Origin of the sequence: Enemella evansiae (assembly GCF_002250705.1) — a bacterium.
GTDB lineage: Bacteria > Actinomycetota > Actinomycetes > Propionibacteriales > Propionibacteriaceae > Enemella > Enemella evansiae.
In genome coordinates this window covers 1-22,658 of sequence record NZ_NMVP01000021.1, presented here as the reverse complement: position 1 = coordinate 22,658, position 22,658 = coordinate 1, and the positions used below count along the sequence as shown (strand labels likewise).

Genomic DNA, 22,658 nt, shown 5'->3' with positions numbered 1-22,658 from the left:
CCGGGTGGTCTTATCGGGCCGGTTGACCTCGATCACCTCGATCCCGGCCGCCAGCAGATGCACCGTCAACCCGGCCCCATACGAACCGGTCGACTCGACCCCGATCGCGGTGATCGGTCCGTGGCCGGCGACCCAGTCCACCAACGCGGCATAACCCGCGCGGGAGACCGGGAACTCCCGATCAGCCAACAACACCCCGGTCTCGGTGAGCACGACCGCGTGATGGGTGCGTTGATGAGTATCGACCCCGGCCACCACCGGGGTCGGGTCTTGAGGCGTGGCATGGTTGGTGGTCATCATGGGTGATGTCTCCCTCTACAACTGGATCGAGGGATGACCTCCCAGGCCGGGCGGACACCACAGTGATGAGACACCGATCAAGGTCCTATCAAGTCACACCCGCCCGGTCTGGCCATCCAAACCGAAAGAGGGGCCCGGCGGGCCGGCCGTCGACAAGTCGCGTTCAAGGCACCCAACCAACAGCGCCAGTGTCGAGATCGGTCAAACGAACAACCCAGACCCCAAAGACATCATCCCCAAGGCCACCGGACCCCCACCACCATCCTCACTGTGTCGAGATGAAGCACCCGAACGAGTGGTCGAACCCCAGGATCCAGCGCGAGTGGTCGAGCGGGGACGCGCGGATGCGGGTCTGCGGTCCACGGCGACGAACGAGAGGCCGATTCTGGGGTTTGACCTTTCGGTGACCCGCGGCCGTTCCGCCATCAACCCGTTGGTCCCACAAACCGGTGGCTGACCGGTCCCGGCCGGTCTACGCTGCTGCCATGAAGACGACGAGGGGGCGATACCAATCTCGCCCATCCGGGCGGGAGTAGTTCCGGATTGGAGATGTGAAATGGGGCGCAGCCTTTTCTATCGTCGTCGTTTTCTCAACCGTCGTGGACATCACGCCAATGCGTACGTGGTCGCCGAAGTGGAGTTGGAGCCCGGCAAGCGGGGGGAGCGCCCCGATGTCTGCGCCCAGTTGACCATCGCCGACTGCCGTCGGTCGGCCACGCTGGACTTCGACATCTACAGCGACCGCGACGTCGCCAACGCGTTGCGCAAGGCGCGCCTGCTGCAGGAGATCCTCGACGGCTTCGTCGCTGCGCTTGAACATGCTGTCGACGAACGCGCGAACTCGGAGTGTGACGCTCAGCCTCCCGGCAGCTGATTGTCACTGAGCCCCAGGCGGACATGCATCTCGGCAAGGAGGTGCACGTCGTCCAGCCAGCCGCGTACCTCGGCCTGGGTCGGGGTGAGTTCGTACGCCGCCAGATGGCTCGCGCGCGAGAGATTCGCCCATGCTGAGACGGCGCGTTGCGGCAGCTCGGTGCCCTCGAAACCGACGATCACCACCGCCAGTCGGCTGCGCGTACTGCATTGCAGACCCGGTGCGACCTCGTCCGCGAAATCCGACAACAGCACCTCGAATGCCTGGCGGCCCAGCCAGCAGGCCATGTGCACGTGCCGCGGACCACCGCCGTCAACCAGCTGCCCGGCCGCGGTCAGCAGAGCCTGATGGTCACGCATCGCGGGCTCGCAGATCATCGACGGTGGACTCGACATCCCGGCGCAGATCCTCCAACCGGGAGGCCGCCAGCGCCTCGTGTTGCCCCCTGCTGGCCGCGGTGATCGCCCGTCGGCGGTGGGGGCCGGTGTCGTACCAGGCGAAACAGTCGTCCATCCCGAGCGCAAGCGCGACCCGGTCCGCGGTCGTCCGCCGCGCATCCCAGCGCTGCTCCACCTCGGTGCGACCGAGCCCGACCTTCCTGCCCAGGATGAACCATCGATCACGTGCGGCGGCTTCGATCGCCATCCGGAACAGCCCGCCGGCCACCCGCTCCTTCAACCTGTCCGGCAGCCGGCGATCCTTCAGCAACGCACCCGCTTCGGCGACATACACCCGCGCGGGATCCTCCGCCCCGCGAACCGTGACCCTGGATCGCGCACCCCGCTCCACCTGGATCAGTTTGATGGTGGCGGCACTGCTCAACATCCTTCGGCGCGCGGCGGCGGCCAGCCGGTCGTCGTGGGAGAACACCACCACCTGGCGGGTCCTTGCCAGCGACAGCAGCACATCCAACAGTCCCTCGACCTTGGCCGGGTCCATCGCCTGCACCGGGTCGTCCAGCACCACGAACCGGAACGGGCTCGCATCCGTTGCTACCCGCGGCAGGAAGAGCGCCAACGCCAGCGCATGCAGCTCACCCTGGCTCATCACCCGCAGGGCACCAGCCTGCACCCCGTCGACCTCGGCCGGAATCTCCAGCTTCTGCGCGCTCAGTTTGAGGTCACCCAGGTCGACGTTGCTCTCGTGCCGCAGCATCTTCCACATCTCCTGCGCACGCTGTCTGATCGGCCCGATCTGGTGCTCTCGGGCAGCGGCCATGACCTGCTTCATCAGGCCCTCAGCGGCCGCCAATCGCTTGCCTCGTTCATATTCCGTGCGGTAATCGCGGAATGCCGACACCCACGCGATGAGTGCTTCTGCGACCGGTTGCCACTCGTCGCGGCGTCGCTCGGCCTCGGCCAGCGCCTCGGTCTGCCAGGCCCCGGTCGACCGGGCCACCTCGACCAGGCCCTGCTCCGCATGGTCCGCCGCCCGGGCCGGATCGTTCGGCAGCACTGCCCACGACGACCAGGCCGCTGCGGCGGCGGCCTGATTGCTCAGCGGCACCGAATCCTGGCTCAACTCCGGTGGCGTACTACCGACCAGCCGGCGCAACCCGGCCCAGGCGGCGGCCAGTTCCTGGTCCGCCGTGGCAACCGCACGCTGCTGCTCCGAGGTCTGCTGCAGCACCGCTGCGGTCTGCGCGCGCCAGTCGGCATCGAGTGTGCCGACCCGGCACACCGGGCACTCCTCGACGCCCTGGGGATCGTGGAGTTCCATGGCCAGTTCGAGCAGGCGCCGCCGACGCTGGTCGAGCTCATCGTCGGCCGAATGCACGGCCCGTGAGCCCTCGGCCGCCTGCCGCAGCCGGGCCGCGGCCAGGCGTACCTGGTCCCCATTCGGAACGCTCATCTCGGCGATCCGATCCAGCACCGCGGTCCCACCCGGACCGTCGCGCACCACGGCCGCGGCCGCGAACGGGCCCATGTCGATGTTCGGGGTCGACCGTTTTGGCAGGGCCGCCAACAGCGGTACCGCACGCTCGTCCTCGGACTGTTCGAGACACGTGCGCAGGGCGTCGCGGCGTTCCTTCTCCAACCCGGCGGCACCCTTGACCTCCTTGCTGACCCCGCGCAGCGCCTCGCTGGCGGCGGTGAGCTGCTGCAACCCGAGTCCCCGTTCGAAGGCGCTCGCGGTGGCTCGCTGGTTCGCCTGCAGCAATGACTGGCCGAGCTCCTCGTAGGAGAGCAGCGGCCGGAACACCGTCAGCGCGTTCTCCCAGCCCAACTGCGTCAAGTCACCCATCTGACCCGCACGGAGCACGGTGCTGGTCGATCGGGACTTGTCGGTCTCGTTCTCGGCCCAGGCGACATCGATCGAGAAGTCCTCGCCGGCGTCCTCGGTCAGGGTCAACGAGATGGCGGGTTCCGCGTCGGTGTGGAGATTGCGCCACTCGGGGTCGAACTGGGTGTTCAGCCGATGGTCGCCCCAGCGGTGGGTCTTCCCGGTGAGCGCGACCTCAAGAGCTTCGGCCAGCGACGACTTCCCGGACCCGTTGCGGCCACTGATCACGGTGAGACCCGGAATCGGGTCGAGCGTCAGATGGACGGCCCCACCCACCCCGCGGAAACCCTCCACGGTCAACCGCTTCAGCCAGACCGCCGGGAGGTCGTCCCGCGGAGGTGGGTCGCTCGGGGTCGGCGAATCTCCGCTGAGCGCCTGACGGATCGCGTCCGGTCCGTCGAAGGCCGCCCGCACGAGTGCGGCGGCGGACTCGTCGGCGTCCTGGAGATGGTCGGTGACCCACTGTCGCAGATCGGTACCGGGATCGACGCTCATCTGGCCTCCTGGCTGCCAAGGGGGCCGAGGTACGCCCCCTTGCTGGGGAGCCTAGCGGTCTGTCAGCTCGCGGACCGTGGGTTCTCCGCGATCTCCTTGATCCGACCGAGCGATTCCTTGAACAGCGTGCCGATGACGGCCTCCATGTTCAGCGACAGGGCGGAGAGGAAGCTCAACCCGGTGGTCTCCTGGGTCATCGTCCAGACGAGTTCGGTGGTGGTCTGGTCGTTGCCGGGCAGCACGATGAACCGCATCCGGCTGTGCGAGCGCCAGGGCCGGTCCAGATGGATGTCGATGGTGATCCAGAACGGCGTGCTCTCGGTGATCGACAGATTCCCGGCGCCCCCGCGCCGATCCCCCTGCCAGGCGTACTCCGCGCCGATCCCGAACTCGGCCCCGGAGAACTGTCGCTCCAGACCCGGATCCGCGTGATCCCACGGTGACCACTCGGGCCAGCGGAACAGGTTGTCGATCAGCGGATGCACGCGCCCGGGCGGGACGTCGATCCGGATGGTGTGTGCGGCGCTGAACGGTGCCATGGGCCGATCCTCCCACCTCCCGAGGCCGCGCCGTCTAGGCTGCAACGGTGCACAGGCGAGCGGTGTTGGGGGTGGGGTTCCTCGCGCTGCTCACCGCCTGCTCCAACCCGACCGACGATGCGGGCGGTGACGACCGGAAACCTCGCCGCTTCACCGATTCCGCCGGGCTGGTCTCCGACTATCTGGTCTTCGCCAGGAATGTACGCCGGCCCGCCGGCCTGCTGCTGTTCTTCCACGGCGACGGGGCCTGGGAGCCCGATCCGGCCCGGTCGGCCGCCCTGGGCGGGGCAGGCGGAATCATCGAGCAGGCCCGCCGCCGCAACCTGGTGACCGCGCTGCTGCGTACCCCCGACACCGGCACCAACACCTGGTACCGCAACGGCGCCGCCAACGCGGCGTGGACCGCCGAACTGCTCACCGACCTGCAGCACCGCTACGACACCGACAACCGCCGGATCTGGCTGGTCGGCTACTCCGGCGGTGCACACTTCCTCACCCGCCAGCTGATCCCGGCCCGATCGGAACTGATCGGCGGTGGGGGAGCGGTGCTGTTCTCCGGTGGTGGGCCGCCGTCGGACCAGACCGCCGAGCTGAATCCCCAACTGCGCAACGATTTCCGGATGTTCTTCTATGTCGGCGCCGACGACACCAATACGGCCGGCCGGCTCAACTCGGTGACCACCGCCGAAGCCGGTGAGCGCTGGTACGCCGCGGCCGGCATCCGCGTGGATCACGAGTTCCCGCCCGGGGTCGGGCACGACCTCGGTGACCGGATGGGCCCGGTCCTGGGCCGGCAACTCGATCTGCGCTGACGCCGGTGGCCGGGGTTTCGACTCGCTCGTTCCTCGCTCGCTCAACCGGCGTAGGGTCGGAGGGTGTCCGCACCGCTGTTCGTCGCCACGATGCCCGCCGCCGGGCACGTCAATCCGTTGCTGCCGGTGCTCACCCGGTTGGTTCGCTCCGGCACCACGGTGGTGGCCGCCGGGACCGAGGAGTTCGCCGACGCCCTGTGCGCGACCGGCGCCGAGTTCGTGGGCTATCCGCCCGGTGTTCTCGGATCGGCGGACATCGCCGCGGCGACCCGGTCCGGTGGCAGTGTCGCGGTGATCGTGAAGATCCTCACCGCGACAGGTGAGTTCGCACCATTCGTCGCGGAGCAGGCCCGGTCCTGCGGCGCCGCGGCCGTGCTGCATGACTCGAATGCCCTCTGGGGCCGGATCGGGGCCGCGCTGACCGGTCTGCCGACGGTGTCGTTCATGACCACGATCCTGATCGGCAGCGGTGCGGTGAAGGCGCTCAGCGTGCGCGAGGCGCTCGCAGAGACCGGGCCGACGCTGCGGAATCTGCCGGCCGCCATCCGCGCCCGGCGTACGCTCGTGCGCACCTTCGGCGCCGACCTGGTGCCCGCCACCCCGATGCTCCCGCTGCGCGGTGACCTCACGATCTTGCCGGTGCCCCGCACACTGCAGGGTCCCGACGCCCGGCTCGATGACAGTTGCGTGTTCGTCGGGCCGACCGCCGACCCGGGCAGCACCGACGACCTCGACCCGGAACTGGCCGCCTTCCTCGACACCGACCAGCCGGTGGTGCTCGTCTCGCTCGGCACCCTGCACGCTGCCGGGGACGACTTCTTCGCCACCTGCGTCGATGGGCTCGGTGACCTTCCGATCCGTGTCGTGATCGCCACCGGCCGGGACACCCCGCCAGCCGCGGTCGCGGGGGCGCCGTCGGGTTTCTGCTGGCGCACCCGGGTGCCGCAGCGGGCCGTGCTCGCGCGCAGTGCCGCCTTCGTCACCCACGGCGGCATGAACAGCGCACTCGAAGGCATCGCCGCCGGCGTACCGCTGGTGGTGATCCCGCAGCAGGTCGAGCAATTCCTTATCGGGAAGGCATTCGCCGATCAGGGGGCCGCGACCGTATTGCGGCAGAGCCTGGCGCACCGCCCGGTCCCCGCCGCCGCACTCCGTGATGCGGTGCAGCGAGCAGTGGACGACCCCGCGCTGACTCGGCGGCGATCGAACTCGGCGGCACGATGCGCGCCGAAGGTGGCGCGGATCGTGCCGCCGAGCTGATCAACGAGTTCCTGGCCGAGCGGGTACGCCGCTGAGGGCCAGTCAGCTCATCTCGACACGGTCGCTGCGCGACCTACTCGATGAGCGTTGGGGGTCAGCGGTGCTGACCGTGGTAGGGCCGCAGGGCGTCCGCCGGGATCTGGCCGAAGCGGCCGGTCTGGAAGTCCTCGATCGCGGAGATGATCTCCTCGCGGGAGTTCATCACGAACGGCCCGTACTGCACGACCGGCTCGTTGATCGGCTGCCCACCGAGCAGGATCAGCTCCAGTGCCGGCGCCTTGGAATCCTGGGATTCCGAAGCAGCGAAGGAGATCCGGTCACCGTCGGCCAGCGCGACCAGGTTGCCCTCGGAGATCGGCCGCTCGTCGGAGCCGACCGTTCCGCGCCCGGACAGCACATAGGCGAGCGCGTTGAAGTCCTTGCGCCAGGGCAGCGACAGCCGCGCACCGGGCTGGATGGTGGCGTGCGCCATCGTGATCGGCGTGTGCGTCGAACCGGGGCCCTGGTGGCCCTCGATCTCCCCGGCGATGATCCGGACCAGCGCACCGGCATCGGCGGAGGCGAGCAGGCCGACCTGATCACCGGTGAGGTTCTGGTAGCGCGGGTTGAGGAACTTGTCGCTCTTCGGCAGGTTCACCCAGAGCTGGATGCCGTGGAAGGTGCCACCGGAGTCGACCAGCGCGGCCGGCGGGGTCTCGATGTGCAGGACACCGGAACCGGCGGTCATCCACTGGGTGGCGCCGTTCTCGATCATCCCGCCGCCGCCGTGGCTGTCCTGGTGCTGGAATCGGCCGTCGATCATGTAGGTGACGGTCTCGAAGCCGCGGTGCGGATGCCAGTCGGTGCCGCGCGGCTCACCCGGGGCGTACTCCACCTCGCCCATCTGGTCCATGTGCACGAACGGGTCGAGCAGCTTGGGGCTGGCGCCGGCGAACGCGCGGCGAACCGGGAACCCCTCGCCCTCGTAACCGCTCGGGCCCCTGGTCAGGGACACCACGCGGCGCTCGCGCTCGTCGGGCCGGGCGGGCTGCAGGCGCGGCAGGGTCATCGTGTCGGCGGTAACAGCGGGCATGGTGTCCTCCTTGGAGATGAGCGTACGCCTATCCGAACGATTGAATGTTCAATGATATTCCCCGCAGCGGGCGTGGTTACCGCGCGGTCAACCCCCAGAATCCGTCCCTCGTGCTCGAGCGCGGCCCGCAGACCCGCATCCGCTCGTCACTACTCAGGCACTGGGGTAGAAGAATGGGGTTCGACCACCCGGTAAGTCATTGGACGATGGATCCTCAACCGTGGCGGAGGCGGGCGAACTCACCGGGGGTCCAGCCGGTGGCGGTCTTGAAGTCCCGGGAGAAGTGGGCCTGGTCGGCGTACCCGAGCTCGGTGGCGACCTCGGCCAGCGAACCGATGCCCTGGCCGAGCCGATCGGCGGCCTCGTGCACCCGGTGTCGTCGGATCAGCCACAGCGGGCTCAGCCCGATCCGCCGGCTGAGCAGGCGCTGCAGCGTACGCTCCCCGAGCCCGAACACCTCGCCCAGTTCGCCGACGCTCCGCACGGACTCGTCGGACTCCACCCGCTCGACGATCGCGTTCACCAGTGCCGATTCCTCGTCCAACGGCAGCAACCCGCGCAACCGGTCCTCGATCACCGACCGCCCCGCGGCATGGGCCACCGCGTCGTGCGGATCAGGTGTCATCAGCGCGAGCAGCTGTTCGGCCACCCCGGCGAACGCCTCGACCGAGTCCAGGTCGATGAACGCGTCGGTCAACCTCGCCACCGATCCGCCGAGCAGCAGTGCCCCCGCAGCGGGAGTGAACATCACCCCGAAACCCCAGGAACTCCCTTCCAGCACGGTGATCGAGAGACCCCGGTTCGGGCCGACGAAGCGCGAGTATGCCGGGGTGGTGATCGCCAGGCAGATCGGATACTGCAGCACCTTCTGCTCCGAACGCTGACCGGCGGGCACCTGCCAGACCGGGATCCAATAGCGCCGGATCAGCCCCGAAAGCTCCGGGCCCGGCGGATAGCGATGGATGGTGAACCGCTCGTCGCGCGGATCGCGCAGATGGGCGCGCTCGATGTCATCGGAGCGCCGCGGCACGTTTCCCTGCACCTGTCGGAAATTATCAAGACCCGCACCACCGCGTCTCCCTAGCCTCGGGATCGACACCGACCAGAAAGAGGCACCTTCATGACCGGAACCCAGACCACCCAGCAGGGCTGGATCGCCGTCGCCGACCCGTTCACCGCCGTCGTCGACCGGGTCGCCGACTGGACGGCGGCCAGCCCGTGTGCGGGCTGGACGGCCGCCGACGTGTTGGATCACGTCTTCCTCAGCGGCCAGGGCATCGAACTGGCCGCGATCGACACCAGCATTGAGGATCCGGCCGCCCGGTGGGTGGCCCACGAGACCGCGGTCCGGGCGTTGCTGGCCGATGACACCGTGGCCGAGCGCCGCTACACCGGTGCCTTCGGTGAGACCACGATCGGCGCCTCGCTGGGCAGTTTCTATGGCTTCGACCTGATCGTGCACCGCTGGGATCTGGCCGCGTCCCAGGGGGAGCAGGAGCCGTTCACCGACGCCGAGCTGGACCGGTTGGACGCCTCGATCGACGGGTTCGGGGAGCATGCGTACGCCCCCGGAGTCTTCAGCGGTCCGCTGGCCGCAGCCGAGGGGGCGACCCGGCAGGTACGCGTGCTCGCGCGGACCGGTCGGGCCGGCTGACCGACGGGACGGTTCGTCCACCGTCGGCGCGTCACCCCAGCGGGTCCGCCAGCAACCGTTCGAAGGCGGCGTCGGCGGCGCCGATTAGCAACCGGTCCGCACCGAGCGCGGCGGTGGAGATCTCCAACCCCTCGGCGGATGCGGCGAGCGCGCGCCGGCGCACCTCCTCGTCGAAGGCCTCCGGATCCAGATCTCGCAGGATCCCGAGGAAGCCACCCAGCACGATCATCGACGGGTTCAACACGTTCACGGCGTTGCCGAGGGTGGCGGTGAGGATGCGCCGCTGCCGCGCGACCTCGGCCGCCACCCGCCCCGACGGGGGAGCGGTGAGTGCGGCGCGCAACTGTTCGTCGTCGGGTGCGGTGAGTCCCACCGCGTGCACGAGCCGCGCGCGGTTCACCTCGTCCTCGAGCACGCCACCGTCGGCGCGCCGATCCGCGGCGTCGGACACGCTCGCCGAGGTCTGCCCCCACTCGCCGGCGTATCCACCGACACCGCCGATGAGGGTGCCGTGCAGGATGAGGCCGCCGCCGATGCCGCTGGCACCGCCGTTGAGGTACACCACGTCCTGGTGCTCCCGGGCGGCGCCGAACAACCGCTCGGCGCGGGCACCGAGCGAGGCGTCGTTGCCCACGACGACCTCGAGTCCCAGCCGCGCGCGGAGGGGTCCGGCGATGTCGGCATCACGCCACTCGAGATGTGGGGCCAGCCGCACGAGGCCGTCCGAGGCGCGCACCAGGCCGGGCACCGCCAGTCCGACGCCTTCCACGTGGCTCCCGCGCAGCTCGTCGTCGCGCCAACCCGCCACCACGCGTACCACGATGTCGACGACGTCCGCGACATCCGGTCCGTCGACGGGAATGCGTACCCGCTCCCGCACCGCACCGCCCAGCGAGACCGCACCGATCTCGACGGCGTCGATCTCGGGGTTGACGCCGATCGCGACCACATCGGAACTGGGCGCGACCACCGGCGAGGGGCGCCCGACGCGACGCGTCGGATCGGGCTCGTGCTCCTCGACGAGCCCCGCCGCGACCAGTCGACCGACGAGATCCGACACGGTGGAGCGGTTCAGCCCGGTCTCCCCGGTGATGACCGCCCGTGAGCGGGGGCCCGAATGGTGCACCAGGCGCAGTACCTCGGCGAGATTCGTGCGCCGCACCCCTTCGACGGTTGTGGCGCGTTGGCTCATGCGTCTCTCGCTTCCGGCACGCGGTGGGGACCTCAGACTAGCGATCGCCGCCGGCCTGTGCAGGCGCGTAGGTGAATCGGGTGATGCGCACGTCACCGCGCGGCTCATTGCCGTCGCTCGTGGCGTACGCACCGATCCACAGACCGAGGAAGCCTCCGGTGGAGGACGCGTCCAGGTCCCGCCCGTCCGCGGTGATCACCTCGACCTCCCCGCACCGCAGGGTGTAGTCGTAGCCGCGTCCGCGTAGGGCCAGCTCCACCTCGTCAGCCTCGGGCAGCGCGCCGAGATCGCGTCGCTGCTGCTCTCCGCGGCGGCAGTGCTCGGCCCAGAGGCGCAGCCCGTCGGGTGCGCGGGTGACGATGACGGCGACGTGGTCCCGTTCGGACTGCCGCAGCACCAGGCCCGCGCTCTCCTGCATGGCGAGTTCGCGCACGTCCAGCGTGCAGCGCACGTCGACGTCGGCATGCTGCTGGCGCAGTCCCAGGAACGCGGGGGTCGACGCCTCGTGCAGCGATGCCGTACGCACGGGAAGGTGCCAGGCGTCGCCCTCGACGACCGCGACCTCGGCGGGCAGCGCGCGCAGCGCGGTCCATCGCGGGTCCGCCGGCCCGACGACGCCGGTGATGCGGTCATCCGGTTGCCAGGACCCCGGCGGTGCGTCCTCGACCGCCCACGGGACCGGGACCGCATCCGGCAACCGCCCCTCACTCGGGGCGAACACCGGCCAGCCGTCCTCCCACACCACCGGGCAGAGGAAGGTCTCCCGCCCGAGCGGATAGTGTCGGCCGTCGGCCGCGCGCATGGCCAGCATCACCGCGAGCCAGGAGCCGTCCGGCGCCTGCACGAGGTCGGCATGGCCCGCGCCGATCACGCGGCTGGTACGCCCCAGCTGCCGATGGGTGAACACCGGATTCGCCCGATTGCCGACATACGGCCCGGTGATCTGGTCGGCGTACGCCACGCTGACCGCGTGGTGGAACTCCGTCCCGCCCTCGGCGGCGATCAGCAACCAGCGCCCGTCGAGCTGATACAGGTGCGGTCCCTCGGCCCATACCGCGCCGTGTACGGCGCCGCGCCAGATCACCTGCTCGTCGCCGACGAGGGCGCGCCGGGCCGGTGAGTATTCGCGGACCCAGACCTCGGTCTGGTCGTGCCACTCCGGCTCCGCGGCGAGGCGGGTGCCGTGCAGCCACACCCGGCCCTCGTCGTCGAACGCGATCGACGGATCGATGCCCTCGACATCGAGCATCACCGGATCGCTCCACGGCCCCGCCGGATCGCTCGCGGTGACCAGGAAGTTGCCGCCTCGGGTGGGGTCCTCGTCGTCGACGAGCGTGCAGGCGACCCAGAACTGCCCGAGCCCGTGCCGGATCGTCGGTGCATAGAGCCCGCCCGAGGACTTGATGCCGTCGAAATCGAGCATCCCGGGGCGGTCGATCACGTGCCCGATCGTCTCCCACCGCACCAGGTCGCGGGAGCGCAGCACCGGCAGGCCCGGAAGGTACTCGAAGGTGGAGCTGACGAGGTAGTACCACTCACCCGCCCGGCAGATCGACGGGTCCGGATGGCAGCCGGGCAGGATCGGATTGCTGGCCTCGATCATGCGCTCGACACCGTGACCCGTCGCGCGTCGGCCGGACCGACCTCGTGCACACCGCCGGTGAGCCGGACCGGGAGCGCCGCCGCGGCCGACGCCTCGGCGTGGGCGGCCGTCCACACGCGTACCTCACCCGGTTCGACGACCCGCCTCAGGCGGCGGTCACTGAAGGCGAACCGGGCGGCGGGCACCTCGAAGCGGAGGGTGCGCCGCTCACCGGGATCGAGTTCGACGCGGGCGTAGCCGAGCAGCTGCGCCACCGGGCGGGTGACGCTCGCCGCCATGTCCCGCCCGTAGAGCTGCACGACCTCGGCGCCGCGTCGGGGGCCGGTGTTGGCGACGGTGACGCTCGCGGTGAAGACCCCGTCCGTGGGCGCCTCGGCCGAGACCGCGAAGCCCTCGTGGGCGAAGCGGGTGTATGACAGTCCGAAGCCGAACGGCCGCAGCGGTGTCGGATCGGTCGAGGTGACCTCGGAGGGTCCGCCCAGGATGGGGTGCAGATAGCTGTAGGGCTGCGCGCCCGAGGACCGCGGCAGGCCGAGTGGCAGGCGCCCCGAGGGGGAGATCGCACCGGTGAGCACGTCCGCGATCGCCGGGCCGCCCTCCTCACCCGGGAAGAAGGCCTGCAGCACCGCCCCGGGGCGGGCTGCCCCGTCGTCGAGCGCCCAGTCGATCGCGTAGGGCCGGCCGGAGAGGACGACCATGACCACCGGCGTACCCGTGCTGACCACGCGCTCGACGAGCTCGCGCTGCACACCGGGAAGGTCGAGCGATTCCACATCGTTGCCCTCGCCGACCGTGCCGCGCCCGAAGAGACCGGCCTGGTCGCCGACCACGACGATCGCGACATCGGCGTCCGCGGCGGCCTGCTCGGCCTCGGCCAGGCCGGAGCGATCGGTGCCCTCGACCGCGGCCCCGCGCACGTGCACGATCTGCGCCTCCGGGACGGCGGCGGCGAGTGCCTCGCGGACGGTGGGGATCTCGATGCCGAGCTCGTGATCGGGGTGGTGCGCGAGCACGTGGTTGGCGAACGAATAGCAACCCTGCAACGCATCCGAGCGGTCGGCGTTGGGGCCGAGGAGCGCGATCCGCCGTGCGGTCGCCGGCAGCGGCAGGACGCCATCGTTCGACAGCAGCACCAGCGATTCCACCGCCAGCTGGCGCGCGACGGATCGGTGCCGCGGGGTATCGAGATCGACGGCGGTGGGGGCATCGTCCTCGAAGGCGTCCGGGTCCAGAAGCCCCAACTGCTCCTTCTGGGTGAGTACGCGGATCACGGCGCGGTCCAGGTACGCCTCGTCGAGGGTGCCGGTCCGGACCCGCTCGATCAGCGGTTCGAGGTATGCGTCACCGGAGGGCAGCTCCACGTCGATCCCGGCCCGCAGTGCGAGCTCGGCTGCCGCACCCCGGTCGGCCGCGACCGCGTGCATCACCTCCAGGAACGCGATCGCGAAGTAGTCGGCCACCACGACACCGTCGAACCCGAGTCGTTCCCGGAGCAGGTCGGTGAGCAGCGCCGGGTCGGAGGCGACCGGTACGCCGTCGATCTCGGCGTAGCTGTTCATGACGCTGCGTACGCCGCCGTCCCGGATCGCCATCTCGAACGGTGGCAGGAAGACGTCGGCGACCTCGCGCGGCCCCGCGGACACGGGGGCGTGGTTGCGGCCCGCGCGCGAGCCCGAGTAGCCGAGGAAGTGCTTGAGCGTTGCATGCAGGCCGGTGGACTGCAGGCCCTGGACGTAGGCGGTACCCACGGTTCCCACCAGGTAGGGGTCCTCGCCGATGCATTCGTCGACCCGTCCCCACCGGGGATCGCGGACGACGTCGAGCACGGGGGCGAGACCCTGGTGGATGCCGAGGGTCCGCATCGACTCCCCGATGAGCGCCCCCATCTCGGCGACCAGCTCGGGGTCGAAGGAGGCGCCCCAGGCCAGTGGCGTCGGGAACGTCGCGGCCTGCCACGCCGCCAGCCCCGTCAGGCACTCCTCGTGCACGAGTGCGGGGATGCCGAGGCGCGTCTCGCGCTTCAGCCGACGCTGCTCCGCCCAGAGCCAGGCCGCGCGCTCCGCGGGTTCGACGGGTCGGGTGCCGTAGACGCGGGTGTAGTGGCCGATGCCGTCGCGGGTCACCTCGGTGAGCGTGTCCTGGCGACCGGCGGCCGCCATCTCGTCCTGCAGGGGCGCCACCACCTCACCGCCCTGATCGAGCCAGTACCCCACGAGTTGGGCGGCCTTCTCCTCGAGCGTCATCCGTGCCAGCAGCTCGCCGACCCGCTCCGAGGCGATCGGGAAGGCCGGGATGTCCTCCGTGGCGGCGGGCTTCATGGTCGTGTCCGAGGTCATGCTCAACCTTTCACCGCGCCGGTCAGGCCGCCAACGATGCGGCGTTCGAAGAGGCCGAAGAAGAGGAGCGCGGGCAGCATCGACAGCGAGGTGTACGCGAGCACGCGGGCGGTGTCGACCGAGTACTGCGAGGAGAAGTTCTGCACACCCAGGGGCAGGGTGAACAGGCTCGGGTCGTTGAGGATGAACAGCGGCAGCATGTAGCCGTTCCACGAGCCGACGAAGGCGAGGATGCCGACGGTGACGACCCCCGGCAGGCTCAGCGGGATCACCATCCGCCAGAAGAAGCCGAGGCGGGAGGCGCCGTCGACGGCCGCCGCCTCCTCCAGCTCCTTGGGGATCGCCTTCAGGAACGGCACCAGGATGATGATCGTGGCGGGCAGGGCGAACGTGATCTGCGGCACGATGATCCCGGCCAGGCTGTTCACCAGGCCGAGGTTGCGGATCAGCAGGTACAACGGGGTGATCGCGACGGTGACCGGGAACATCAGCCCCGCGGCGAACACCGCGTACATCACCGGTTTGGCCGCGAACTCGTACCGGGCGAGCACATACGCCGCCATCACGCCGAGCACCACGGCGCCGGCGGTCGTGCCGATCCCCACGATGGTCGAGTTGACCAGGGCGGTCCAGAACTCGGAGCCGGCCAGCACGTCGGAGTAGTTGGTGACCTGCCAGGGCGCCGGGAAACCGGACGGATCCTGGGTGATCTGCGAGTTGGTGCGGAAGCCGCCGATGATGATGTAGAGCACCGGCGTGATGCAGATCGTCACGAGCACGATCGCGATCAGGTACAACCCGGGGCTCCCCCAGGGGGCCTTGTTCGAGCCGCGGACGGTGGCCCGGCGATCACGCGGCCGCCCGGGCGCCGTGGTGGCGAGAGTGTCGTTGGTCATCGGCGGCCCTTCCCCTTGTCACCGGTCAGTGCGCCATCGGTGTCGCGCCGCAGCACGAATCGCTGATAGATCAGACCGACGACGAGCGAGATCAGGAAGAGCATCACGGCGACCGCGTTGCCGAAGCCGTAGCTGCCGGCGAGATGCCCGTTCTGATACATGTAGGTCGCCATCGTCGAGGTGCCGGCCGTGGCGGCGATGTACTGGCCCCAGATGATGTTGACCAGGTCGAAGAGCTGCAGGGAACCGATGATCGACAGGAAGGCCCAGATGCGGATCGTCGGGCCCAGCAGCGGCAGGGTGATGTTGCGCTGGGTCTGCCAGAACCCGGCACCGTCGATCGCCGCGGCCTCGTGGAGTTCTTCGGGGATGGACTGCATCCCGGCGAGCATGAGGATGACCGCGAAGCCGATGTACTTCCAGGTGATGATGATCATCAGCGTCCACAGCGCGAGTTTCGGGTCCGCGAGCCAGGACTGCTGGAGGAAGCCGAGTCCGAGCTTGCCGAGCAGCGAGTTGACCGCGCCCGCGTCCTGCATCATGAGGTTCCAGCCCGTGCCGACGATGACCTCGGAGACCACGTAGGGCACGAAGATCAACATGCGGACCAGTGACTGCCCGCGGAACTTCTGATTCAGCAGCAGGGCGAAACCGATCGCGATCGGGCCCTGCAGGACCAACGAGAGCACGACGATCGCGAAGTTGTGCGTGACCGCGGCGCGGAACGTGTCGTCCTGCCACATGTTGACGTAGTTGTCGAGGCCGACGAACTGGGTCGGCAGGCCGAACCCGTTCCATCTGAAGAAGCCGTAGACCGATGCCATCGCCACGGGCAGGATCACGAATCCGACGAACATCAGCAGGGCGGGTCCGGAGAGCAGTGCGATCTCACCGCGCTTGCGCCAGTCGGCGCGGGCTCGTCGCACCGGGGCCGGGGCGGGCCCGGTCCCGGCGCGACGGTCGCTCTCCGGCGCGGCCCCGGTCATCACCTGGGTGCCAGTCATGCTCTTGCTCAGCCCCGTGCCGCAGCGGTGGTCATCTTCTGGACCAGACTCTCCGGGGTGCCCCGCCCGGCCAGCATCTCGACCACGCCGGTGTTCAGCGCGTTGCCGACGTTCTGCCCCAGGGCGGTGTCGAGCCAGAGTGCGACATAGGGCGCCTCACCGTAGGCCTCCATGAGGGGCTTCAACGAGGGGTTGTCGACCGCGCCCTTGGCGTCCTGGTTGGCCGGGATGGTCTGGAACGCCTGGGCGTACTTCTCCTGCCACTGCTTCGACGCGACGAAGTTGAGGAACTTCTCGCAGGACGACGGTGACTCCTTGGAGCAGGAGTAGCCGTCCAGTCCACCCATCATCGCGCCGGGCTCGCCCTGGCCGCCGGCGACCTCGGGGAACGGGAACCAGTCCAGATCCGCCAGCGGCTTCTGATCCGGTGTCAGGTTGGCGACCACGCCCGGCTCCCAGCCGCCCATCAGCTCCATCGACGCCTTGTGGTTCGCGAGCAGACCGGCCGAGGAGTTCGCACCCTGCTGGGCCGAGGTGGTCAGGAAGCCCTCGTTGAAAGGCTGGACCTGGGCGAACTTCTGCAGGTTGTTCGCCGCGGTCATCCAGCAGGGGTTCTTGAAGTCCTTGGTGGTCGCCAGGTTGGTGATGACGTCCTTGCCGCAGGCGCGGACCGCGAAGAAGTAGTACCAGTGCGCGGCCGGCCAGGCGTCCTTCGCACCGAGGGCGATGGGTGCGACGCCGGTGGCCTTGAGCTTGCCGACGGCGGCCTCGAGATCGGCCATCGTCTTCGGGGGCTCGGTGATGCCCGCCTTGGCGAACAGGTCCTTGCTGTAGAAGATGCCGCCGGGCAGCACCGCGGTGGGTACGCCGTAGACCTTGCCGTCCACCGTGAAAGCGCTGAGGGCGGCCTCGCCGATCGCACTTTCGATGGCCGGGTCGATCTTGCCGCTCAGATCCTTGACCTGGCCCGCGGCCACGACATCGGCGAGCTTGCTGCCGCCGCGCGCCATGAAGACATCGGGCATGTCACCCGAGTTGACCGCGGTCTGCAGCTTGCCGTCCATGTCCTCGTTCTGGATCGAGGTGACCGTGACCGTGACATCGGGGTTGGCCGCCTGGAATGCCGCGGCCGCATCGGTCCAGAACTGCCTGCCGGCTCCGGTGCTCGAGTTCTGCCACACGGTCAGCTCCTGCTTGCCGCCGTCACCTCCCTCGGAGCCGCCGGAACAGCCGGCGAGCGCGATCGTTCCCAGGAATGTCAGGCCAACGGCGGCGGCCAGGGCTTTGCGGATCTTCATGCTGTGTTCCCCTCGTCATTGAGTCCAGCACCGAGCGGCTATTTGTTGCCGACTACAGCGAATTACCGTCCGCCCACTGTGACACCGCCACGACGCGGCTGTCAATCGTTATCGATAACGTTTTCTATCGCTAGATTGGAGGAATGAGCCGCCGCATCACGATCCACGACGTCGCGCAGGCTGCCGGTGTCTCCGTGGCGACCGTCTCCAAGGCCATCAATGGCCGGGACGGGGTCGCCCCCACGACGCTGGAGCACGTGCGGGAGATCGTCGCGCGCCTGGGTTATGAGAGTTCGCTGGTGGCGACATCCATGCGGCGACGCCGGACCGACGTGATCGGTGTGCTGGTGGCCGAGTTCGAACCGTTCGCCGTGCAGCTGCTGCAGGGTGTCTCCTCGGCACTGCAGGGAACGCGGTTCGATGTGCTCGCCTATGCCGGCAGCGTCTCCGCCGGGGAGCATCTCGGCTGGGAGCGCCGTTCGCTGTCCCGGCTCGGTGGAACGCTCATCGACGGTGCCATCCTGGTCACTCCGACGACGATGCCGACCGACGCGAGCGTGCCACTGGTCGCGATCGACCCGTCCGCGTCCACCGGCTCCGACGGCCCCGCGACCGTGAGCGTGCACAACGCCGAGGGCGCCTTCGCGGTGACCGAGCACCTCATCTCACTGGGCCACCGCCGGATCGCGCACCTGCGCGGCCGCACCGACCTGGACTCCGCACGCCAGCGCGAGCGCGGTTACCGGCGCGCGCTGGAGCGGGCGGGCATCCCGGTGGATCCCGCACTCGTCGTCGACGGCAATTACCGCACCGCGAGCACGACCGCCGGTGCGCACGCCCTGCTCGACCTGGCCGCACCGCCAACCGCGGTGTTCGCCGCGAATGATCTCTCCGCGATCGAGATGATCCGCGTCGCGCGCGAGCGGGGCCTGCGGGTCCCCGACGAGCTGTCGGTCGCGGGCTTCGATGACGTGCCGGAGGCCGCGGCGCACGTGCCGCAGCTCACGACCGTGCGCCAACCGCTCGCGGCGATGGGTGCCGAGGCCGTACGCCTGCTGCTCGCGATGCTGGACGGGGCCCCGTACGAGCATGTGCGGATGCCGGCAGAACTCATCGTGCGGTCCTCCACCGCCGCCCCGCCGCGCTGATCTGCCGCGATCGACACCAGCGTTGAGAATCCGGCCGGGGTGGTGACGGCGCCTGAGGGGTTCATCTCGACACGCTCGCTGCGCGAGCTACTCGATGAACGTGGAGAAGCACGCTCGCTGCGCGAGCTACTCGATGAACGGGGTGGGGGCGACCCGGCAGGTACGGTGCGCGTACCGGCCGGGCCGCCTGAGTCCTCTCGACACGGTCGCTGCGCGACCTACTCGAGGACCGTTCACTGCCGCAATGAGGATTCCAAGGCTTCCAGCATGAAATCGATGTCCTCGTCGCTGGCCACCAGCGGCGGGGACAGCCGGATCGTCGACCCGTGGGTGTCCTTCACCAGCACCCCACGCTCGAGCATCGCTTCACAGGCCTGGCGGCCGGTCATCAGTGCCGGATCGACATCCACACCCGCCCAGGCGCCGCGGATGCGTACCCCGATGATTCCGTTGCTCACAAGGGATTTCAGGCCGGCCTCCATCCGCGCACCCATCCGCCGGGCGTTCTCCTGGTAGGTGCCCTCCTCCAACATCGACACCACCTCGGTGGCGATCGCGCTCGCCAGCGGATTGCCGCCGAAGGTCGACCCGTGCGTACCGGGGGTGAAGACATCCATGATCTCGGCATCCGCCGCGATCGCCGACACCGGATAGAGCCCGCCGCCGAGCGCCTTGCCCATGATGTAGACATCCGGCACCACCTGCTCGTGCTCGACCGCGAAGGTCGTCCCGGTCCGGGCCAGCCCGGACTGCACCTCGTCGGCCACCATCAGCACCCCGTGTCTGCTGGTGAGCTCGCGTACCTCCCGCAGGAAACCCTCCGGCGGGATGATCACTCCGGCCTCGCCCTGGATCGGCTCCATCAGCACCGCAGCGACGTTCGCCCCTTCCTCCGCCAGTGCCTCCGCCAGCGCGGCCGCATCACCGTAGGGGACATTGCGGAAGCCGGGGGTGAACGGTCCATAACCGATCCGCGCCTCCGGATCGTCGGAATAGCTGACGATGGTGGTGGTCCGGCCGTGGAAGTTGCCGCGCATGGTGATGATCACGGCCTCGTCGGCCGGCACGCCCTTCACCTGGTACGCCCAGCGCCGGCTCAGCTTGATGGCGGTCTCGACCGCCTCGGCACCGGAGTTCATCGGCAACATCTTGTCCTTGCCGGTGAGCCGGGTGAGCGCCTCGGCGAAGCCGTTGAACTGGTCGTTGTGGAACGCCCGGGCGGTCAGGGTGAGCCGCTGCAGCTGCTCGGTGGCCCGCGCCACCAGGCGCGGATTCGCATGGCCGAAGTTCATCGCGGAATAGCCGGCCAGTGCGTCGAAGTAGCGTCGGCCGTCGACATCGGTCGCCCAGGCCCCCTCGGCTCTGCTCAGCACAACCGGCAGCGGGTTGTAGTTCTTGGCCGCCGATCGCTCGGCAGTGGTGATGAATCGTCGGGTGGTTTCGGAAACTCTGCTGTCGGAGTGGGTAGTACTCATACCGCAGGGAATCACACCCCAGCGAACAAGACCATGGGTTTGCGACAGGTATACAGTGCGCCCCATCGAGGTCCCTGATATGCCCATTCGGGGCCGCTGCGAGGAGGAGTGGAGTGAGCGAGTTCGCCTACGAGGACATGCTGCCGATCGGGGAGGATCAGACCCCCTGGCGCAAGCTCACCGACGAGGGCGTGAGCACCGCGACCGGCCCGGATGGGATGCAGTTCCTCAAGGTCGCGCCCGAGGCGCTGACGCTGCTCGCCGAGACCGCGATGCACGACATCGCGCACTATCTGCGGCCCGTCCATCTCGGGCAGCTGGCGAAGATCATGGACGACCCGGAGGCCTCCAACAACGACAAGTTCGTGGCCCTCGATCTGCTCAAGAACGCCAACATCGCTGCCGGTGGCGTCCTCCCGATGTGCCAGGACACCGGCACCGCGATCATCATGGGCAAGCGCGGCCAGCACGTGCTCTCCGCCGGGGTCGATGAGGAGCCGTTGGCCCGCGGGGTCTACAACGCCTACACGAAACTGAATCTGCGCTATTCGCAGAACGCCCCGATCACCTTCTTCGAGGAGAAGAACACCGGCTCCAACCTGCCGGCGCAGATCGAGTTGTACGCCGACACCGCGCCCGGTCACGAGCAGGCGTACAAGTTCCTGTTCATGGCCAAGGGCGGCGGCTCGGCCAACAAGTCCTACCTCTATCAGGAGACCAAGGCGATCCTGAACCCCGAGCGGATCATGACCTTCCTGGAGGAGAAGATCCGCTCCCTCGGCACGGCGGCCTGCCCGCCCTACCACCTGGCGATCGTGGTCGGCGGCACCTCGGCGGAGTTCGCGCTGAAGACCGCGAAGTACGCCTCCGCGAAGTATCTGGACACCTTGCCCACCACCGGCGATGCCCGCACCGCGCGCGGCTTCCGGGACCTGGAGATGGAGGAACGGGTGCTGGAGTTGACCCGCAACCTCGGCATCGGTGCCCAGTTCGGCGGCAAGTACTTCTGCCACGACGTGCGGGTGGTACGCCTGCCGCGGCACGGCGCCTCGGTGCCGGTCGCGATCGCGGTCTCCTGCTCCGCCGACCGGCAGTGCCTGGGCAAGATCACCCCCGAGGGTGTGTTCATCGAACAGCTCGAGTTCGAGCCGGCCAAGTACCTGCCGGACACCGTCGATGCGGACCTCGAGGAGGACAGCCACGGGGTCTCCGGTACCGGCAAGGGCGCCGCGGTGAAGATCGACCTGAACCGTCCGATGGCCGACATCCTGAGCGAACTGTCCAGTCATCCGGTGAAGACCCGGCTCTCGCTGACCGGCACGCTGATCGTGGCCCGCGACATCGCGCACGCCAAGATCAAGGAGCGTCTCGATGCCGGTGAGGAGATGCCGGGCTATCTGAAGGACCATCCGGTCTACTACGCCGGCCCGGCGAAGACCCCGGAGGGGATGCCGTCGGGGTCGTTCGGGCCGACCACCGCCGGCCGGATGGACTCCTACGTCGACCAGTTCCAGGCCGCCGGCGGGTCGAAGGTGATGCTCGCCAAGGGCAACCGGTCCAAGCAGGTCACCGATGCCTGCAACGCCCACGGCGGCTTCTATCTCGGCTCGATCGGTGGCCCGGCGGCCCGGCTCGCCCAGGACTGCATCAAGAAGGTGGATGTGGTCGAATACGAGGAGCTCGGGATGGAGGCGATCTGGAAGATCGAGGTGGAGGACTTCCCGGCCTTCATCGTCGTCGATGACAAGGGCAACGACTTCTTCGCCGAGGTCGCCAAGCCCATTGCGATGACCATCTCGGTCCGCCCGGACATCGACTCCCAGTCCTGATCCGGCTCATCTCGACACAGTGAGGATGGTGGTGGGGGTCCGGTGGCCTTGGGGATGATGTCTTTGGGGTCTGGGTTGTTCGTTTGACCGATCTCGACACTGGCGCTGTTGGTTGGGTGCCTTGAACGCGACTTGTCGACGGCCGGCCCGCCGGGCCCCTCTTTCGGTTTGGATGGCCAGACCGGGCGGGTGTGACTTGATAGGACCTTGATCGGTGTCTCATCACTGTGGTGTCCGCCCGGCCTGGGAGGTCATCCCTCGATCCAGTTGTAGAGGGAGACATCACCCATGATGACCACCAACCATGCCACGCCTCAAGACCCGACCCCGGTGGTGGCCGGGGTCGATACTCATCAACGCACCCATCACGCGGTCGTGCTCACCGAGACCGGGGTGTTGTTGGCTGATCGGGAGTTCCCGGTCTCCCGCGCGGGTTATGCCGCGTTGGTGGACTGGGTCGCCGGCCACGGACCGATCACCGCGATCGGGGTCGAGTCGACCGGTTCGTATGGGGCCGGGTTGACGGTGCATCTGCTGGCGGCCGGGATCGAGGTGATCGAGGTCAACCGGCCCGATAAGACCACCCGG

20 protein-coding genes are annotated in these 22,658 nt (G+C 69.0%); 7 read left to right on the top strand and 13 right to left on the bottom strand.

Features of this window, described 5'->3' with window-relative positions; genetic code table 11:
• Positions 1-300, bottom strand: a 300-nt coding sequence (locus BI335_RS12060) for an IS110 family transposase (RefSeq protein ID WP_144009081.1), incomplete at its 3' end; no start/stop codon positions are given.
• 556 nt (positions 301-856) lie between these two features.
• Here BI335_RS12060 and BI335_RS12055 point away from each other — a divergent pair.
• Positions 857-1,174 (top strand): hypothetical protein, encoded by a 318-nt coding sequence (locus BI335_RS12055; RefSeq protein WP_094431208.1) that lies wholly within the window; start codon positions 857-859, stop codon positions 1,172-1,174.
• On the opposite strand, the gene BI335_RS12050 is transcribed toward BI335_RS12055, so the two are convergent.
• The 3 genes from BI335_RS12050 to BI335_RS12040 all read right to left on the bottom strand — a co-directional run bounded on the left by BI335_RS12050 (position 1,156) and on the right by BI335_RS12040 (position 4,491).
• A complete protein-coding gene (locus BI335_RS12050; RefSeq protein ID WP_144009119.1) occupies positions 1,156-1,533 on the bottom strand; it encodes a hypothetical protein in 378 nt (125 codons plus the stop codon). The genes BI335_RS12055 and BI335_RS12050 overlap by 19 nt on opposite strands.
• Complete coding sequence (locus tag BI335_RS12045; protein WP_094431204.1) at positions 1,526-3,952, bottom strand: ATP-binding protein; 2,427 nt, start codon at positions 3,950-3,952, stop codon at positions 1,526-1,528. The genes BI335_RS12050 and BI335_RS12045 overlap by 8 nt, the downstream gene beginning before the upstream one ends.
• A 62-nt stretch (positions 3,953-4,014) precedes the next feature.
• Positions 4,015-4,491: an SRPBCC family protein gene (locus BI335_RS12040; RefSeq protein WP_094357542.1), complete on the bottom strand. Its 477-nt coding sequence runs from the start codon at positions 4,489-4,491 to the stop codon at positions 4,015-4,017.
• A 47-nt stretch (positions 4,492-4,538) separates the two neighbouring features.
• Here BI335_RS12040 and BI335_RS12035 point away from each other — a divergent pair, with 47 nt between their 5' ends.
• The gene (locus tag BI335_RS12035; protein ID WP_144009118.1) at positions 4,539-5,303 is read left to right on the top strand and encodes an alpha/beta hydrolase; all 765 of its coding nucleotides are present in this window, start codon (positions 4,539-4,541) and stop codon (positions 5,301-5,303) included.
• Positions 5,304-5,366: 63 nt separating this feature from the next.
• On the top strand, positions 5,367-6,563 hold the full coding sequence (locus BI335_RS12030) for a nucleotide disphospho-sugar-binding domain-containing protein (protein ID WP_229119567.1): 1,197 nt from the start codon (positions 5,367-5,369) through the stop codon (positions 6,561-6,563).
• Between the two features lie 94 nt (positions 6,564-6,657).
• Here the strand turns inward: BI335_RS12030 and BI335_RS12025 are convergent, their stop codons facing one another.
• Both BI335_RS12025 and BI335_RS12020 read right to left on the bottom strand, forming a co-directional pair.
• Positions 6,658-7,635: a pirin family protein gene (locus BI335_RS12025; RefSeq protein WP_094357538.1), complete on the bottom strand. Its 978-nt coding sequence runs from the start codon at positions 7,633-7,635 to the stop codon at positions 6,658-6,660.
• 214 nt (positions 7,636-7,849) lie between these two features.
• Positions 7,850-8,677, bottom strand: coding sequence for a helix-turn-helix domain-containing protein (locus tag BI335_RS12020; protein ID WP_229119566.1), 828 nt, complete (start codon positions 8,675-8,677; stop codon positions 7,850-7,852).
• A 78-nt stretch (positions 8,678-8,755) separates the two neighbouring features.
• Between BI335_RS12020 and BI335_RS12015 the strand changes: the two genes are divergently transcribed.
• Complete coding sequence (locus BI335_RS12015) at positions 8,756-9,289, top strand: DinB family protein (RefSeq protein ID WP_094431200.1); 534 nt, start codon at positions 8,756-8,758, stop codon at positions 9,287-9,289.
• Positions 9,290-9,320: 31 nt separating this feature from the next.
• Here BI335_RS12015 and BI335_RS12010 read toward each other — a convergent pair whose 3' ends face one another.
• The 6 genes from BI335_RS12010 to BI335_RS11985 form a co-directional block, all read right to left on the bottom strand.
• Entirely contained in the window at positions 9,321-10,451 is a 1,131-nt protein-coding gene (locus BI335_RS12010) for an ROK family transcriptional regulator (RefSeq protein WP_229119565.1), read from the bottom strand.
• Between the two features lie 67 nt (positions 10,452-10,518).
• Complete coding sequence (locus BI335_RS12005; protein ID WP_094431196.1) at positions 10,519-12,084, bottom strand: glycoside hydrolase family 43 protein; 1,566 nt, start codon at positions 12,082-12,084, stop codon at positions 10,519-10,521.
• Positions 12,081-14,420, bottom strand: coding sequence for a beta-xylosidase/alpha-l-arabinosidase (locus BI335_RS12000; RefSeq protein WP_229119564.1), 2,340 nt, complete (start codon positions 14,418-14,420; stop codon positions 12,081-12,083). The genes BI335_RS12005 and BI335_RS12000 overlap by 4 nt, the downstream gene beginning before the upstream one ends.
• 2 nt (positions 14,421-14,422) lie before the next feature.
• Positions 14,423-15,316, bottom strand: coding sequence for a carbohydrate ABC transporter permease (locus BI335_RS11995; protein WP_094431195.1), 894 nt, complete (start codon positions 15,314-15,316; stop codon positions 14,423-14,425).
• Complete coding sequence (locus BI335_RS11990; RefSeq protein ID WP_094404864.1) at positions 15,313-16,320, bottom strand: carbohydrate ABC transporter permease; 1,008 nt, start codon at positions 16,318-16,320, stop codon at positions 15,313-15,315. Before BI335_RS11990 ends, BI335_RS11995 begins: the two co-directional genes overlap by 4 nt.
• A gap of 8 nt (positions 16,321-16,328) precedes the next feature.
• Positions 16,329-17,618, bottom strand: coding sequence for an extracellular solute-binding protein (locus BI335_RS11985; protein WP_094404865.1), 1,290 nt, complete (start codon positions 17,616-17,618; stop codon positions 16,329-16,331).
• A 143-nt stretch (positions 17,619-17,761) separates the two neighbouring features.
• Here BI335_RS11985 and BI335_RS11980 point away from each other — a divergent pair, with 143 nt between their 5' ends.
• The gene (locus BI335_RS11980; protein ID WP_094404866.1) at positions 17,762-18,766 is read left to right on the top strand and encodes a LacI family DNA-binding transcriptional regulator; all 1,005 of its coding nucleotides are present in this window, start codon (positions 17,762-17,764) and stop codon (positions 18,764-18,766) included.
• Positions 18,767-18,999: 233 nt separating this feature from the next.
• Here BI335_RS11980 and rocD read toward each other — a convergent pair whose 3' ends face one another.
• Positions 19,000-20,241 (bottom strand): ornithine--oxo-acid transaminase, encoded by a 1,242-nt coding sequence (rocD, locus tag BI335_RS11975; RefSeq protein WP_094404867.1) that lies wholly within the window; start codon positions 20,239-20,241, stop codon positions 19,000-19,002.
• A 113-nt stretch (positions 20,242-20,354) separates the two neighbouring features.
• Here rocD and BI335_RS11970 point away from each other — a divergent pair, with 113 nt between their 5' ends.
• Together BI335_RS11970 and BI335_RS11965 are read left to right on the top strand one after the other, a co-directional pair.
• Positions 20,355-22,070, top strand: coding sequence for a fumarate hydratase (locus tag BI335_RS11970; RefSeq protein ID WP_094404868.1), 1,716 nt, complete (start codon positions 20,355-20,357; stop codon positions 22,068-22,070).
• A 288-nt stretch (positions 22,071-22,358) separates the two neighbouring features.
• The coding region (locus tag BI335_RS11965; RefSeq protein WP_144009081.1) for an IS110 family transposase at positions 22,359-22,658 on the top strand (300 nt) is incomplete at its 3' end.

Bases quoted from the DNA above. Each gene is read 5' to 3' on its own strand.
- BI335_RS12015 (WP_094431200.1), top strand. From the start codon at position 8,756: ATGACCGGAACCCAGACCACCCAGCAGGGCTGGATCGCCGTCGCCGAC.
- BI335_RS12025 (WP_094357538.1), bottom strand. From the start codon at position 7,635: ATGCCCGCTGTTACCGCCGACACGATGACCCTGCCGCGCCTGCAGCCC.
- BI335_RS12045 (WP_094431204.1), bottom strand. From the start codon at position 3,952: ATGAGCGTCGATCCCGGTACCGATCTGCGACAGTGGGTCACCGACCAT.
- BI335_RS12040 (WP_094357542.1), bottom strand. From the start codon at position 4,491: ATGGCACCGTTCAGCGCCGCACACACCATCCGGATCGACGTCCCGCCC.
- BI335_RS11985 (WP_094404865.1), bottom strand. From the start codon at position 17,618: ATGAAGATCCGCAAAGCCCTGGCCGCCGCCGTTGGCCTGACATTCCTG.
- BI335_RS12050 (WP_144009119.1), bottom strand. From the start codon at position 1,533: ATGCGTGACCATCAGGCTCTGCTGACCGCGGCCGGGCAGCTGGTTGAC.
- BI335_RS11980 (WP_094404866.1), top strand. From the start codon at position 17,762: ATGAGCCGCCGCATCACGATCCACGACGTCGCGCAGGCTGCCGGTGTC.
- BI335_RS12005 (WP_094431196.1), bottom strand. From the start codon at position 12,084: ATGATCGAGGCCAGCAATCCGATCCTGCCCGGCTGCCATCCGGACCCG.
- BI335_RS12000 (WP_229119564.1), bottom strand. From the start codon at position 14,420: ATGACCTCGGACACGACCATGAAGCCCGCCGCCACGGAGGACATCCCG.
- BI335_RS11995 (WP_094431195.1), bottom strand. From the start codon at position 15,316: ATGACCAACGACACTCTCGCCACCACGGCGCCCGGGCGGCCGCGTGAT.
- BI335_RS11990 (WP_094404864.1), bottom strand. From the start codon at position 16,320: ATGACTGGCACCCAGGTGATGACCGGGGCCGCGCCGGAGAGCGACCGT.
- BI335_RS12055 (WP_094431208.1), top strand. From the start codon at position 857: ATGGGGCGCAGCCTTTTCTATCGTCGTCGTTTTCTCAACCGTCGTGGA.
- rocD (WP_094404867.1), bottom strand. From the start codon at position 20,241: ATGAGTACTACCCACTCCGACAGCAGAGTTTCCGAAACCACCCGACGA.